Source organism: Amycolatopsis echigonensis (genome assembly GCF_014174495.1).
In the GTDB taxonomy this organism is placed as follows: Bacteria; Actinomycetota; Actinomycetes; order Mycobacteriales; family Pseudonocardiaceae; genus Amycolatopsis; species Amycolatopsis echigonensis.
On the sequence record NZ_JACJHR010000072.1, the window covers coordinates 33,800 to 47,862 of the forward strand.

The window sequence follows — 14,063 nt, forward strand, 5'->3', positions numbered from 1 at the left end:
GCTCCCGCGGGAAAACCCCTCGCGTCGCGTCAGGAAGCTTTCTTCCGGGCGGGGGGAGGAGTCGGGTTGCACAGCGATGCGAGCGTCATGTCGGTGTAGATGCCCGCGACTTCCTCAGGCGAGTACAGGCCGTCCGGCCGGTACCACGTCGGGATGCTGTTCAGCGCGCCGACGATCAGCTGCGCGGCCACCCGGGGGTCGACTTCGGGGCGGACCTGCTCCTCGGTGCGCGCCTTGTCGATCAGCGACCGGATGAACGAGTGGAACTCCCGGCCCTGGGCGTGCACCTTTTCGAGCCGTTCGCCGGTGAGCCGCTTCCCCTCGTTGAAATAGATGCTGACCCGCTCGATGTTGGTGAGGTACCACACCGCGGTCGCGTGCAGGAACGCGCGCAGCTGGTCGAGCGGGTTGTCGGCGGCGGCGAGGGATTCCTCCATAATTTCGGAGGACTGCCGGTGCGATTCCACGCAGATCCGGGCCAGCAGCTCCTCTTTGGAGGAGATATAGTGGTACAGGCTGCCTTTCAGCACCCCGACCATGTCTGCCACGTCCTGCAGGGACGCTCCGTCGTAGCCCTTCCGGTGGAAGAGTTCGATCGCCGCGGCGATGATCTCCGGCTCCCGGTTGCGCCGATCGGTCGTCCTGTCCTTGGCCCGCGCCATCGTGGTCCCCTCGTGTCGACGTCGTCGACGATCTTCGCGAAGTGCGTCGAGCCGCTTCGCACCTGCTCGGATCATACAACCAACCCGGTACGTTGAACAAACCCGTCGCGGAGACGTGGCGTGAGCTGTTACCCGGTCCCACCAGTGTATCCGCGACAACCGTTGTGAACCAACCAGCTGTTTGGTAGGTTACTGCGTTGTGTCTCGGCACGCTGGCGCGAGAAGTCTGCTCCGCGCCCGATTCCGCCGCGGTCGAAGGAGACGTTCGTGAGCAGTCCGACCATCGAGTTCGTGGACCAGACGCTGCGCGACGGCCAGCAGAGCCTCTGGGGCCTGCGCATGCGGGCCTATCAGGCGGCGGACGCGTTGCCGCACCTGGACCGGACCGGGTTCCGGGTCGTCGACCTGACCGGTCCCGGCATGTTCACGGTCCTGTTGCGGGAGTTCAAGGACGACCCGTGGGCCTCGACCGATTTCCTCGTGCGCAACCTGCCCGGCAGCGTGCTGCGCGCGGGGATGCGCACCACCGCCGTGATCGGGTTCGCGATGGCGCCCGACGCGATCGTCGACCTGTGGGTACGCACCCTGATCAAGCACGGCGTCACCAGTTTCTGGATCTATGACTGCCTTTACGACATGCCGACGATGCAGCGGCTGGCGGCGGTGATCCACGAGTCCGGCGGCCAGGCCGTGCCCGCGATCATGTACGGGCTGACCGGTGTGCACGACGACGCGTTCTTCGCCGCCCGCGCCAAGGAAATGGCGAGCTGGAAAGGCGTGGAGACGATTTACGTCGAGGACGCGCCGGGTGTGCTCACCCCGGAGCGGGCGCGCACCCTGCTGCCGGCCATCCGGGAGGCCACCGGTTCGATCCCGCTGGAATTGCATTGCCACGCCTCGACCGGGCTCGCGCAGCACAATTACATCGAGGGGATCAAGGCCGGGTTCACGATCCTGCACACCGCGTCCCGGCCGATGGCCAACGGGCCTTCGCTGCCGAGCACCGAGGGCATGCTGCCGATCCTGGAGACGATGGGCTGCTCCCACGGCCTCGACGTCGACCGGCTGGCTCCGGTCGAGGAAAACTTCGTGTGGGCCGCCCGGGACGCCGGGTTCGAGCCCGGTGCCCCGGCCGAGTACGACCCGCGGATCTACCAGCACCAGCTTCCGGGCGGGATGACCGGAACGCTGAAGAACCAGCTGGCCACCCACGGGATGGCGCACCGTCTCGACGAGGTGCTGGCCGAAATCCCGAGGGTGCGCGAGGAACTGGGGCATCCCATCATGGCGACGCCGTTCTCCCAGTTCGTCGGCATTCAAGCCGTGCTCAACGTCGTCACCGGCGACCGGTACCGGCTCGTCCCGGACGAGGTCGTGCACTACGCACTCGAGCACTACGGCCCGCTGGCCGCTCCGCTGGACCCGGACGTCCAGGACCGGATCCACGCGAGCGACCGGGCGAAGAAGCTCGCCGACTGGGTGCGCCCGCAGCCCACGATCGAGGAGATCCGGCGGAAGTTTCCGCTCGGGATCTCCGACGAAGAACTGCTTCTCCGGTACCTCACGTCGGACGAGGAGGTCGACGCGATGAAGAAGGCCGGCCCGATCAGGACGGATCCCCGGCGTTCGGCGAACACGATCGTGCAGGAGCTGACTGAGCTCATCGCGGAGGAGAGCTCGGTGACCTCGCTGCACGTGACGCGGCCGGGGATGGAAATCCGGCTCGGCCGGAGGAAGGACTCGTGATGAGCGAACCGTCTTACGACGAGCTGCCCGAGCTCGGCACCCTCGGCGTTCGGCACGCGTGGGACGTGCTCCCCGCGCCGCTGGGCACTCTGGCCCGCCTGTCCGCCGAGGCGGTGATCAGTGCGTCCGGGCTGGTGCGCACTGGGGAGGTGATCTCGCTCAATCAGAGTGTGGACGCCTTCGACCCGCCGCTGTTCGGTCGAGCCGCGGTGGAACACGAGGTTTTTCCCCATGACCGCAACACTTTCGAGGACACGCTGAGCGCTTTCAACCCGCAGGCTTCGTCGCAGTGGGACGGACTCGGGCACGTCCGCGCCCGCGAACACGGCTGGTTCGGCGGAAGCACCGACGAGAAGGAAGCACGAGAACGCCTCGGAATCCACCATTGGGCCGCGCACGGCATCGTGGGCAGGGGAGTGCTGCTCGACATCGCCGCGCATCGGGAACGGACTGGAACGTCGTACGACGCTTTCGGCGGCGACGCGGTCACGGCCGACGAGTTGGCCGCAGTGGCCAACGAATCGGGCGTTGAACTCCGTCGCGGTGACATCCTCTGCTTGCGGTTCGGCTGGACGGCGGAGTACCGGCGACGCAGGGACGCAGGCGACGACCTGCCTTCGGCAGTGAAAGCCTGGACGGGCCTGTCCGGTGCCGAGTCCACCGCTCGTTTCCTTTGGGACAACGGCATTGCGGCGGTCGCGGCGGACAATCCCGCGGTCGAACGCGGACCGGGCTCGCGCGAGGACGGCTCGCTGCACCGCAGGCTCATCCCGGCGCTCGGGTTCGCCCTTGCCGAACTGCTCGACTTCGAAGCGCTCGCCGCCGCCTGCGCGAGCCAGGGCCGCGTTGACTTCCTCTTTGCCGCAGTGCCGCTCCCGGTCGCCGGCGGAGTCAGTTCACCGGCGAACGCGATCGCACTGCTCTGACGAATCCGTCGAACCATTCACCCGTCTCAAGGACGAGAGGGCTTACCAAGCATGTCCGCTGAATCCACAGTTTCCGAACCCGGCAGACCCGCGGCCGCGAACGCGGCTTCGCAGCCCATGCAGCGAGCGCGACGCGCGGCTATCGCAGGCGGCGTGGGCACCTTCGTCGAGGGATACGACTTCAGTTCGTATGGCTACCTCTCGGTGTTCATCGCCCCGCTGTTTTTCCCGAACCATGACCCGGTCGTGTCCCTGCTGCTTACGTTGGTCGTCTTCGCGACCGCATACGTGGCAAGGCCGCTCGGCGGGATCGCCTTCGGCCTCCTCGGCGACCGAGTGGATCGCGGAAAGGTGCTCGTCGCGACGATCCTCTGCATGGGCGTTTCCACCACACTGCTCGGGTTGCTCCCGGCCAACTCCACGATCGGCATCACCGCGACGGTGCTGCTGATCGTGCTGCGGCTGGTCCAGGGATTCTCAGTCGGGGCGGAAGTCGCCGGCGCGGCCACGTTCGTCTCCGAAGCGGCGCCGGACGAGGCCAAGAGCCGGTTCGGCGCGTTCAACCCGGCGGGGGCGCCCCTCGGCTTCGGGGTGGCGGCGGCCGTGGCCGGTCTGGTTTCGTTGCTCACCACCGCCGCGCAGATGGCCGAGTGGGGCTGGCGGATTCCGTTCCTGCTCGCGTTTCCGTTGACGCTGGTGTCGTTCGCCATCCGGCGGCGGATCACCGCCGAAGCCCATCCGGTCGAGCAGGCCGCCAAACGAACGTCGTTGCTCGACGTCGTGCGGCTCGGGTGGCTGCCGATCCTCAAGGGCGCGGGGCTTTCAGCCGCCGTCAACGGCACGGCCTACTTCGGCCTGACCTACGTCAGCATCCATCTGATCCAGCGGCTCGGATACCCCAAGACCGGCGTGTACTGGGTGACTACCGCGGTCGTGGTGCTCACCGCGCTCCTGATGATCCCGGCCGGCCGGCTCGGCGACCGGTGGGGCCTTCCCCGGCTGGGCGCGATCGGGCTCGCCGGATACCTCGTCGTGACGTGGGCGGGCATGTGGCTGATGGGGCAGGGCAACCTCGCGCTGGCCGGGCTGGCGTTCCTGGTGATCATGAGCAACAGCGCGCTGCTGCAGGTCACCGGATACTCGCTTTCGCCCGAGCTGTACCCGCGTCCGATCCGGTTCACCGCTACCTCGCTGGGCTGGAACATCGGCGTTGTCGTCGCGGGAGGAACGGCGCCGGTGATCTGCGTCTGGCTGGTCGAAGCGACCGGCAGCACGCTTGCCCCCGCCTTCTTCGTCATGTCGGCCGCCGTGGTCGGCCTCGTCGCGCTGGCGGCCATCGCGGCCGGACCGCGCCCGGGCCGGACCGGCGACTAGGCCGCTCGGAAAGGGACCTCGACCGATGGAACCGATGCGCTTCGACGGCCAGGTCGCCGTCGTTACCGGGGCCGGTCGCGGGCTCGGCAACGCCTACGCCCGCCTGCTCGCCGAACGCGGCGCGAGAGTGGTGGTGAACAACCGGATCCGGCCCGGCACGGAAGCGCAGCGCCCGATCGCCGACGAAGTGGCGGAAGCCATCACCCGCGCCGGCGGTTTGGCGGTCGCCGACACCTCCGACGTCGGGACGACTGAGGGCGCGCAGGCCGTCGTGGAGGCTGCGCTCGCTACGTACGGCCGGCTCGACATCGTGGTCAACAACGCCGGTGTCGTGCAGTTCCACTCCTTCCCGGATTATCCCGACGACGAGTTCGAGCGGATGGTCGACGTTCACCTGCGCGGGACCTGGCACGTGAACCGGGCGGCGTGGCCGCACCTTGCCGCGCAGGGCTACGGGCGGATCGTCAACACCGTCTCGCGCGGCGCGTTCTTCGGCGATCCGCGTGGTGCCGCCTACGCCTCGTGCAAGGGCGCGATCCTCGGGATGACCCGGGCGCTGGCCGTGGAGGGCGGGCAGGCCGGGATCGCGGTCAACGCCATCTCGCCGACCGCGTGGACCCCCCTCTACGCCAGCGCACCCGATGTGAGCCCGGAGCGCCGGGCTGAACTGGAACGGGACTTCCGGACGGAGCAGGTCGCTCCGGTCCTGGTGCTGCTTGCCCACTCTTCGTGCGACTTCACCGGCGAGGTCATCGCGGCGGCGGGCAGCCAGGTCAGCCGGTTCTTCCTCGGGCAGACCGCGGGTGCGTCGCTCGGCGCGGAACCCACCCCCGAGGACGTCGCGCGCGCGTTGCCGGACGTGTGGGACGAAACCGGGTACCACCCGGTCGGTCTCGTCACGCCGGGGCAGCGGGCGCGGAAGACGCCGCGTGCCGAAGTCCCGCCCTCCGCGCGCCGATCTCGAGCCGCGGGCGGCGGCGAGGCCGGGTTGCGGGCCGTCGGTGAGCAAGCCGAGTAGTGACTACTGCTGACCCGCGGCCGCCCCCGGCGCAGGGTGATGGCGTCCGCGATCCGCCAGGCAAGCCGACAGGGTGAGCCTTCTCTGCGGTTGGGAGTACGAACAATGAAGTTCGCGATGTTCCAGACACCGTTCATGCGGCCGGCCCGCTCACCTCGCGAGGTCTTCGATTGGGCGGTGACCCAGGCGGAGGAGTGCGATCGCGCCGGGTTCACCGAGTATTGGATCGGCGAGCACGCGACGATGACCTACGAGTCGATCCCCAACCCGGAGCTGGTCATCGCCGCGGCCGCGCGGGGAACGGAGAACATCAAACTCTGCCCGGGCGCGCACCTGCTGCCTTACCACCACCCGGGCACCCTCGCGGTGCAGGTCTCCTGGCTCACGCACGTCACCCAAGGGCGCTACATCCTCGGCATCGGCGCCGGCGCGTACCCCAGCGACGGGGCCATTCGCGGGCTGAAAGACCTGTCGGAGAACCACCGGATGACTGTCGAGGCGCTGGACATCATGCAGCGCGTATGGAAAGCGGAGCCGTTCCATTTCGAGGGCGAATACTGGAAGGCCGGATATCCCGAGCGCGCGGACGGCCACGAATGGCGGGACATCCGGCCGTTCGGCGGCAAGGTCGACATTGCGATGGCCGGGCTGAGCCCGAACTCGCCCACGCTGAAGTTCGCCGGACGCAACGGTTATCTGTCCTTGTCGGTTTACGCGGGCGAAGCCGCGATCACGAACCACTGGGAGACCTACGAGAACGCGGCCCGCGAAGCCGGACTCAGCGCGGACCGGTCCGACCTGCACGTGGTGCGCGACGTGCTGGTCGCCGACACCGACGCGGAAGCTCGCAAGCTCGCCGTCGAGGGCGGGCTGGGCCAGGCCTGGCTGAACTACCTGTTGCCCGTCTACAAGCGATTCGGGCTGCTGCAAGCGATGCTTCCGGACCACGACGTCAACGACGTGGACGTGGACACGCTGCTCGACCACGTCTGGATTGTCGGATCCCCGGACACCGTCGCGGACAAGCTCGGCGCGATTTGCGACCGAACCGGCGGCTGGGGCACCACGATGGTCTACGGCCACGACTACACCGAAAACCCCGAGCCCTGGAACCGTTCGCTGGAACTGCTGACCAGCGAGGTCGCTCCCAAACTGCAAGAAGCGTGACGCCTGGCCGCACGGCTGGGGCGGATGCCGGAACACAATGAAAGGAATCGCCGCAATGGGGCGTGTAGAAGGAAAAGTCGCGTTTGTCACCGGTGCCGCCCGCGGGCAGGGCCGCTGCCACGCGATCAGGCTCGCGGAAGAGGGCGCGGACATCATCGCGGTCGACATCTGCGCTCCGGTCGAGACCGTCAATTACCCGATGCCCACGCCCGAAGACCTCGACGAAACCGCGCGAGAAGTGGAAAAGCGCGGCCGGAAAGCCCTGACCCGCGTGGCCGACGTACGCGACCAGGCAGCGCTGCGCGAGGTCGTGGCCGACGGCGTCGCCCAGTTCGGGCGGCTCGACATCGTGGTGGCGAACGCGGGAATCCTGGCCATCGCGCTCGACGAGCCCACCGACCCGGACCAGCGGCGGGAAGTCTGGCAGACGACGCTGGACATCAACATCGGCGGAGCGTGGAACACCGTGGAGGCGGCGGCTCCGGCCATGGTGGAGGCCGGGAACGGCGGGGCCATTGTGTTCACCTCTTCCACGCAGGGCTTGAGGTACGCGGCCAACAACGACCTGAGCCTGACGTCGTACACAGTCGCCAAACACGGAATGGTCGGCCTGATGCGGTGCACTGCGGCCGATCTCGCACCGCACGGGATCCGGGTCAACAGCGTGCACCCGACCGGCGTCAACACTCCCATGGTCACCAACGACGTCATGGGGCAGTACGCGGAGAAACACCCTCGCCTCGGCGAGCTGATGGGCAATCTCCTGCCGGTCGGGGTAGTCGAACCCGAGGACATCACCGAGGCCGTGCTGTACCTCGTCGCGGAGTCCGGCCGCTACGTCACCGGAGTCACGCTGCCGGTGGACGCCGGTCACCTCGTCAAGTGATCCGCTCCTCCGCGCGCTGACGCGCGACCGCACCCGCGAAACCGGGCCGCCTCAGCGGGCGGCCCGGTTTTGTTGTCCTGCAAGGCATCTCCGGCCCCTCGCCGAGTGGTGGTGGCGGGGCGGGCAAGTGCGGTAGTCACTACTCCTGCCCCTGGCATGGTGGCCGTGGTCACATGAGCGGACGTCACATTCACCGGCTGAGCACCGCTCGATGAGGAGATTTCCCATGGATCTGAGCGTCGACTGGGACAGGTGCCAGGGACACGGCAAGTGCTACCTGACCGCACCGGAACTGTTCCAACCCGACGAGAACGACGACTGGGGCCGGGCCGCGGTCCTCATCCCGGTCGTGAACGAGAGCGACACCGCGACGTTCGCACGCGCTCGCGAAGCTGTCTCGCAGTGCCCCGAGTTCGCGATCCAGCTCGGTTCTTCCGTTCCCGCCGAATAGTTCCCCCAGGAGGTTCTGTCGTGACCGCAACCGAAGCCTGCCCGTTCACTGGCGCCACCGGCGAAAGCCTGATGGCGACCGCGGACCACTACAACACGCCGCTCGGCCCCGACGGCTCGCCGTTCGCCTACTTCGAGGCGCTGCGCGACGAGGCCGAGCGAACGCCGATCGCCTGGAGCCAGGCCTACGGCGGGCACTGGGTCGTGGGCGGCTACCAGCAGACCGTCGAGATTATGCAGAACACGACGGCGTTCTCGAACAAGGGCGTGACGTTTCCCCGTTACGAGACCGGCGAATTCGAGCTGATGCTGGCCGGCCAGGACGACCCGGTGCACAAGAATTACCGGAAGCTGGTGGCCGCGCCGTTCTCGCCGGCCAAGACCGCCGAGTTCACCCCGCAGCTGCGCGCGACGGCGAACGACCTCATCGACAGCCGCATCGGGCTCGGCGAGGGCGACGCCGCTTCGTGGTTCGCCAACGAGATCCCGGGCCGGCTCACCGCCATCATCCTCGGTCTCCCGCCCGAGGACGGCGAGCTGTACCGGAAGTGGATGTGGGCGATCACGCACTATTTCGTCAGCGAGCCGGAAAAGGCGGCCGCCACGTTCGGCGAAATGGTCGAGCACGCCCGCCAGTTGATCAGCGAGCGGCGCCGCAACCCGGGCGACGACATCATGTCGCTCGTCGTCAACGCCGAGGTCGACGGAGACCGGCTTTCCGACGACGACCTGGTCGGCTTCTTCACGGTGCTGCTGATCGGCGGGATCGACAACACCGCCCGGTTCCTCTCCACCGCCTTGTGGCGCCTGGCCTGGGACGTCGAGCTGCGTCGCAGGCTGATCGCGAACCCGGACCTGATCCCGACCGCCGTCGACGAATTCCTGCGCTACTACAGCCCGGCCTTGCTCGGCCGCTTGGTCACCGAGAAGGTGACCGTCGGCGGGGTCACCATGGAACCTGGCCAGACGGCGATGCTGTGGCTGCCGGTGGCCAACCGCGACCGCTCCGCCTTCCCGTACGCGGACGCTTTCCTTCGCGACCGGACTCCGAACCGGCACCTCGGTCTCGGCAACGGCATCCATCGCTGCCTCGGAGCACACCTGCTGCGCGTGGAGGGCAAGGTCGCGCTCGGGGAGTTCCTGCGGCGGATCCCCGAGTTCGAGCTCGATCCGGCGAAGAAGCCGGAATGGACGCCCGGGCAGGTCTCCGGATTCAGTTCCGTCCCGATCGTCTTCCCCGCCGGGAAGTGACCTCGTGCCGGGGAGGAGCCGCTGCGGCGACTCCTCCCCGGCCAGCCGAGAAATGATCAGCCGAGGAGAACGAGTTCATGTCCGGGGAATCGCTGGAGCACGTGCTGGTGGTCGGGGCCGGCCTGGCCGGTGCCCGCAGTTGCGAGCAGCTGCGGCGGCAGGGATACGAAGGCCGGATCACCTTGCTCGGGGCGGAAACCCATCCGCCGTACGACCGTCCGCCGCTGTCCAAGGACCTGCTCACCGGGGCGCGGGCGGACAGCGCCTTGCCAGTCGATTTCGCCGCGCTGGGGGTGGAACTCCGGCTCGGCGTGACGGCGACTGGGCTCCGTCCGGCGGACCGGGTCGTGCTCACCTCCGACGGCGACATACCCTATGACGGGCTGGTGATCGCGACCGGCAGCCGGCCGCGCGAGCTGCCTGGCACCGGCAGCCAGTGGACTCTGCGGACGCTCGAGGACGCCCACCGATTGCGGAAGCGGCTGGAACCGGGAGTGCGAGTGGCGATCGCCGGAGCGGGGTGGATCGGTGCCGAGGTGGCCACGGCGGCACTCGCCTCGGGCTGTGAAGTCGTCTGCCTGAGCGCCGGCACTGCCCCCTTCGCGGGCCTCTTCGGTGCCGACGTGGCCGCGCGGATGCTGCCCTGGTGGGACGGCGTCGACTTGCGGCTCGGCTGCCTCGCCGAGTCGGTGACCCGCAATGGGGTGCGGTTGTCCGACGGCAGTGTCCTGACCGCTGACGTCGTGGTCACCGGAATCGGGGACGATCCGGAGACCGGCTGGCTGGAGAACAGCGGGCTGGACCTGGATCGCGGTGTGCTGGTGGACGAATGGCTGCGGGCTGCCCCCGGGATCGTGGCGGTGGGCGATGTCGCCGCCTGGTGGTCGAGGCGATGGGCGCGCCGGCTTCATGTCCGGCACTGGGACCACGCGGCCAGTGCGCCCGCGGTGGCGGTGGCCGCGCTGCTGAAGCCTGGGCTGTGCGAGGTGGAGCCCTATGACCCGGTCCCGTATTTCTGGAGCGACCAGTTCGGGCACAAGCTGCAGTACGCCGGGCTGCACGACGCCGGTGACCCGGCGACGGCAGAGGAGGGCGAGTCGGGCTGGTGGAAGATCGGCTGGGCGGACTCGGAAGGCAGGCCGACCGCCGCGCTGGTCGTGGACTGCCCCCGGGAACTGCTCAAGAGCCGCCTCGCCATCGGGCACGGGCGCAGGAGCCTCTCGCGGTTGTGAGCCAAACGACTGTTTGGTAACGTGATTCGATCCTGGGCAAGGCCGGATGGGTTGGTGACATGGTTGTCACAGAACGGAAGTTTCGTCGCGGGATCGCGGATCCGGCCGGTCGGGACGATCCGGAGCGCGGCTCCGCCGTAACGGGCGAGTGGCCGCTGGTCGGACGGACCGACGCGCTGCGCCGGCTTCGCGAGACGCTGACCGGCCCGGGCGATCGCGGGGTCGTGCTCGCGGGTTCGCTCGGGGTGGGCAAGAGCCGGCTCGCCGCCGAAGGTCTCCACCTCGCCGCCCGAGCGGGCCTGCCGACGGCGCGAGCCTCGGCGACGCGTTCCAGTTCCGGAATTCCGTTCGGCGCGCTCGCGCCGTTGCTGCCGTCGATCCGCCAGGCCGAAGCGGGTGCGGTGGACGACCGGGCCGACTTGCTGCGCCGCTGTACCGCGGCTCTCGTGGAGCGCGGCGAAGGGCGGCGTCTGGTTCTGCTCGTCGACGACGCTCACTTGCTCGACGACATGTCGGCGACCTTGATCCATCAGCTGGCGGACACGCGCGCGGTGCAGATCTTGGCCACGGTGCGCAGCTGCGAACAGGCACCGGACCCAGTGGTCGCGCTGTGGAAGGACGGCCTCGCCGAACGGGTCGAGGTCGAGGGCCTCGGTCCGGACGCGGTCGCCGAGGTGCTGTCCTGGGTGCTCGGCGGGCCGGTGGACGACGCGGCGATCGCCGATCTGGCCCGGCGGTCCGAGGGCAACATGCTTTTCCTGCGCGAACTCGTCATGGGCGCCCTCGCCGAGGGCGTGCTGTGCAACGACGGCGGGGTCTGGCGGTTCGTGGGGGAGCAGCGTCCCACCGACCGGCTCGTCGAGCTGATCGAGGCGCGGCTGGCAGGACTCGCTCCGGACGAGCGCGCCCTGATGGAAACGGTGTCGTTCGGGGAACCGCTCGGCCCCGCTGAGCTGGCCGCGCTCGGCGATCTGTCCGTAGCGGAAACCCTCGAGCGCAGCGGGCTTCTCGTCAGCAGGCTCGACGGGCGCAGGGTTTCGGTGGCGCTGGCACACCCGCTCTACGGCGAGGTGCTGCGGGCGAGGATGCCGGTCCTGCGTGCGCGCTCGATCGCCCGGTCGCTGGCCGAAGCGGTCGAGGCCACCGGGGCGCGGCGCCGGGAGGACGTCCTGCGGGTGGCGACTTGGCGTCTGGTCGGGGGAGGCGCGCGTCCGGAATTGATGCTGGAGGCCGCGACGGTGGCCCGGTGGCGCTACGACTTCCCGCTCGCCGAACGGCTCGCCCGTGCGGCTCTGGACGCCGGCGGAGGGTTCGACGCCGAGTTGCTCGTCGCTCAGCTGGCTTGTCTCCAAGGCCGGTTCGCGGAGGCGGCTCCCCGGCTGGCGGCTCTCGCCGAGATGTCCGGCGATGCCGAGCAACGCGCCAGGGTCGCTCTGACCAGGCTGGACAACCGGGTGATCTACGACGGCACGATCAACGAGGGGCTGAAAATCGCCGAAGCCGAGGAAGCGGCCCTGCGGGGCACCCCGCGGCACGATCAGATCGCCGCCCGGCGAGTGGCATTGCTGCTCGCGACCGAGGGACCGGGCAGCGCCGCCGCGGCGGCCGAACCGCTGCTGCGGAACGCAACCGGCCAAGCGCCGGTCTGGGCCTGCATGCCGGGTTCCTACAGCCTCACCCGGACCGGACGCATCGAGGCCGCGCTCGAAGCCGCAGACCGCGGCAGGGCCGCGCAGCTCGCCCTCACCGAACCCATGGACTGGTATCCGTGGATGCACCTGTTCTACCGGGGCGAAGCACTCGCGCAGTCGGGGCGGTTCGCCGAAGCGGAGGCGCTGGCGGCGGAGCAGTACCAAGCCGGGCTGGCGGACCGGTCCGTCGAGGCGCAGGCGATGTTCTCCTGGCAGCTTGCCAAGACGGTGGCGGACCGGGGGCAGGTCGCCCGCGCGGTCCGGCGCGCGCAGACGGCGATCGCGATTTACCGCCAGCTGGGCCGCCCGCAGTTCGTGGAGTTCTGCCTGATCTATTTGGCGCTGGCGCACGCGATCGGACGGCAGCCCGCCGAAGCCGCGGCCGCGCTGACGGCGAGGGATGAACTGGGGATCACCTGCTCGTACTTCATGGGGGTCGATCTGCAGCTCGCGCGTGGCTGGACTGAGATCGCGAGCGGGAACTTCCGCCGGGCGCAAGCGCTGTTCGGCGAAGCCGCCGACGAGGGCGAGCGAATCGGCGATCTGGTCGGCGCTGCCGCCGCCTTGCACGGGATGGCGCGGATCGGCCACGCGAAGGAGATCGCGGGCCGGCTCGGGGATGTCGCGGCGGGCATCGAGGGCCCTCTGCCCGCAGCACGCGCCGCGCACGCACGAGCGCTCGCGGACGGCGATCCGGAAGCGCTGGAACGGGTTTCCCGGACGTTCGAGGACATGGACGCGGACCTGCTCGGCGCCGAGGCGGCTGCCGACGCGGCAGTCGCCTGGCAGCGCAAGGGAGAGCGGCGTTGCGCGGCCGCAGCGGAGCGTCGCAGCGCCTGGCTCGCCGCTCGGTGCGAAGGAGCAGACACCCCGGCGCTCCAGGGAGCGCAACTGCGCGTCGCGCTCACCTCCGCGGAATGGGAGACGGCCCAGCTGGCTTCCGCCGGACGCTCCAACAAGGAGATCGCCGAACACCTCGTGGTCTCGGTGCGCACGGTCGAGAACCGCCTGCAGCACGTGTACGGCAAGCTCGGCGTCTCCGGGAGAGCCGAGCTTGCCGACGCGCTGAAGACGATTCATCCCGCGGGCTAGCTTTCGCTCCGGAAAAAGCGGGCGTTGGTCTCCGCGTAGTGGCTCCACTCGGGCGGAAGGTCGTCCTCGTAGTAGATGGCCTCGACCGGGCAGACCGGTTCGCACGCTCCGCAATCGACACACGTTTCCGGGTCGATGTAGAGCATGTTTTCGCCGATCGCGATGCAGTCGACAGGGCACTCCTCGACGCAGGCTTTGTCCTGGACGTCGATACAGGGTTCAGCGATCACGTAGGTCATGCGACGGTCCAGGTGTCCTTGCCGCGCAACAACCCTTGCAGGTCCGGTTTGCGTGCTTCGCGGGCCTGTTCGACCTGGGCTCGTGCGGCGTCGTCGTAGGTGGGGCGTTCGACTTGGCGCAGGATGCCGGTGGGGACGTGGTTGAGGTTCTGGTCCCCGAGGCGGGACAGCGCGAAGGCGTAGGAGGTGTCGGCGATCGACGGGTCGTGCACCACGAGGTTTTCCTCGCCGATTTCGGCGACCTTGCCGACGTCGAGGCCGCCCCAGTCGCCGCGGCGGACGCCGTATTCGCCTTCGGGGCCGAAGCGGATCGGTTCGCCCGCCTTGAG

Annotated in this window: 11 protein-coding genes and 2 pseudogenes; 10 read left to right on the top strand and 3 right to left on the bottom strand. The window is 69.1% G+C overall.

Translation table 11 applies throughout. The features are described 5' to 3' along the window. Positions 1–29: 29 nt before the first annotated feature. Complete coding sequence (locus tag H5411_RS35445; protein ID WP_183126338.1) at positions 30–662, bottom strand: TetR/AcrR family transcriptional regulator; 633 nt, start codon at positions 660–662, stop codon at positions 30–32. Positions 663–929: 267 nt separating this feature from the next. Here H5411_RS35445 and H5411_RS35450 point away from each other — a divergent pair, with 267 nt between their 5' ends. The 10 genes from H5411_RS35450 to H5411_RS35495 all read left to right on the top strand — a co-directional run bounded on the left by H5411_RS35450 (position 930) and on the right by H5411_RS35495 (position 13,495). Continuing rightward, the gene (locus tag H5411_RS35450; protein WP_183126339.1) at positions 930–2,408 is read left to right on the top strand and encodes a carboxyltransferase; all 1,479 of its coding nucleotides are present in this window, start codon (positions 930–932) and stop codon (positions 2,406–2,408) included. Continuing rightward, the gene (locus tag H5411_RS35455; RefSeq protein ID WP_183126340.1) at positions 2,408–3,334 is read left to right on the top strand and encodes a cyclase family protein; all 927 of its coding nucleotides are present in this window, start codon (positions 2,408–2,410) and stop codon (positions 3,332–3,334) included. Before H5411_RS35450 ends, H5411_RS35455 begins: the two co-directional genes overlap by 1 nt. A gap of 153 nt (positions 3,335–3,487) precedes the next feature. Beyond that, the gene (locus H5411_RS35460) at positions 3,488–4,708 is read left to right on the top strand and encodes an MFS transporter (RefSeq protein ID WP_312878682.1); all 1,221 of its coding nucleotides are present in this window, start codon (positions 3,488–3,490) and stop codon (positions 4,706–4,708) included. A 25-nt stretch (positions 4,709–4,733) separates the two neighbouring features. Further along, positions 4,734–5,726 (top strand): SDR family NAD(P)-dependent oxidoreductase, encoded by a 993-nt coding sequence (locus H5411_RS35465; protein ID WP_183126342.1) that lies wholly within the window; start codon positions 4,734–4,736, stop codon positions 5,724–5,726. Between the two features lie 105 nt (positions 5,727–5,831). Next, complete coding sequence (locus H5411_RS35470; RefSeq protein WP_183126343.1) at positions 5,832–6,893, top strand: LLM class flavin-dependent oxidoreductase; 1,062 nt, start codon at positions 5,832–5,834, stop codon at positions 6,891–6,893. 55 nt (positions 6,894–6,948) lie between these two features. Continuing rightward, complete coding sequence (locus H5411_RS35475; RefSeq protein WP_183126344.1) at positions 6,949–7,779, top strand: mycofactocin-coupled SDR family oxidoreductase; 831 nt, start codon at positions 6,949–6,951, stop codon at positions 7,777–7,779. A 226-nt stretch (positions 7,780–8,005) separates the two neighbouring features. Then, on the top strand, positions 8,006–8,230 hold the full coding sequence (locus tag H5411_RS35480) for a ferredoxin (RefSeq protein ID WP_183126345.1): 225 nt from the start codon (positions 8,006–8,008) through the stop codon (positions 8,228–8,230). Positions 8,231–8,250: 20 nt separating this feature from the next. Further along, on the top strand, positions 8,251–9,480 hold the full coding sequence (locus H5411_RS49100; protein ID WP_183126346.1) for a cytochrome P450: 1,230 nt from the start codon (positions 8,251–8,253) through the stop codon (positions 9,478–9,480). A 77-nt stretch (positions 9,481–9,557) separates the two neighbouring features. Beyond that, positions 9,558–10,712, top strand: a complete 1,155-nt coding sequence (locus H5411_RS35490; RefSeq protein WP_183126347.1) for an NAD(P)/FAD-dependent oxidoreductase — start codon at positions 9,558–9,560, stop codon at positions 10,710–10,712. Positions 10,713–10,771: 59 nt separating this feature from the next. After that, complete coding sequence (locus H5411_RS35495) at positions 10,772–13,495, top strand: AAA family ATPase (RefSeq protein ID WP_183126348.1); 2,724 nt, start codon at positions 10,772–10,774, stop codon at positions 13,493–13,495. An 11-nt stretch (positions 13,496–13,506) separates the two neighbouring features. Here the strand turns inward: H5411_RS35495 and fdxA are convergent. Together fdxA and H5411_RS35505 are read right to left on the bottom strand one after the other, a co-directional pair. Continuing rightward, positions 13,507–13,734, bottom strand: a pseudogene (fdxA, locus tag H5411_RS35500) (ferredoxin); the annotation flags it as partial. Continuing rightward, positions 13,731–14,063, bottom strand: a pseudogene (locus H5411_RS35505) (2-oxoacid:ferredoxin oxidoreductase subunit beta); the annotation flags it as partial. The pseudogenes fdxA and H5411_RS35505, both read right to left, overlap by 4 nt.

Coding starts and splice junctions, on each gene's coding strand:
- H5411_RS35445 (WP_183126338.1), bottom strand. CDS start 662: ATGGCGCGGGCCAAGGACAGGACGACCGATCGGCGCAACCGGGAGCCG.
- H5411_RS35455 (WP_183126340.1), top strand. CDS start 2,408: ATGAGCGAACCGTCTTACGACGAGCTGCCCGAGCTCGGCACCCTCGGC.
- H5411_RS35465 (WP_183126342.1), top strand. CDS start 4,734: ATGGAACCGATGCGCTTCGACGGCCAGGTCGCCGTCGTTACCGGGGCC.
- H5411_RS35470 (WP_183126343.1), top strand. CDS start 5,832: ATGAAGTTCGCGATGTTCCAGACACCGTTCATGCGGCCGGCCCGCTCA.
- H5411_RS35475 (WP_183126344.1), top strand. CDS start 6,949: ATGGGGCGTGTAGAAGGAAAAGTCGCGTTTGTCACCGGTGCCGCCCGC.
- H5411_RS35480 (WP_183126345.1), top strand. CDS start 8,006: ATGGATCTGAGCGTCGACTGGGACAGGTGCCAGGGACACGGCAAGTGC.
- H5411_RS35490 (WP_183126347.1), top strand. CDS start 9,558: ATGTCCGGGGAATCGCTGGAGCACGTGCTGGTGGTCGGGGCCGGCCTG.
- H5411_RS35495 (WP_183126348.1), top strand. CDS start 10,772: ATGGTTGTCACAGAACGGAAGTTTCGTCGCGGGATCGCGGATCCGGCC.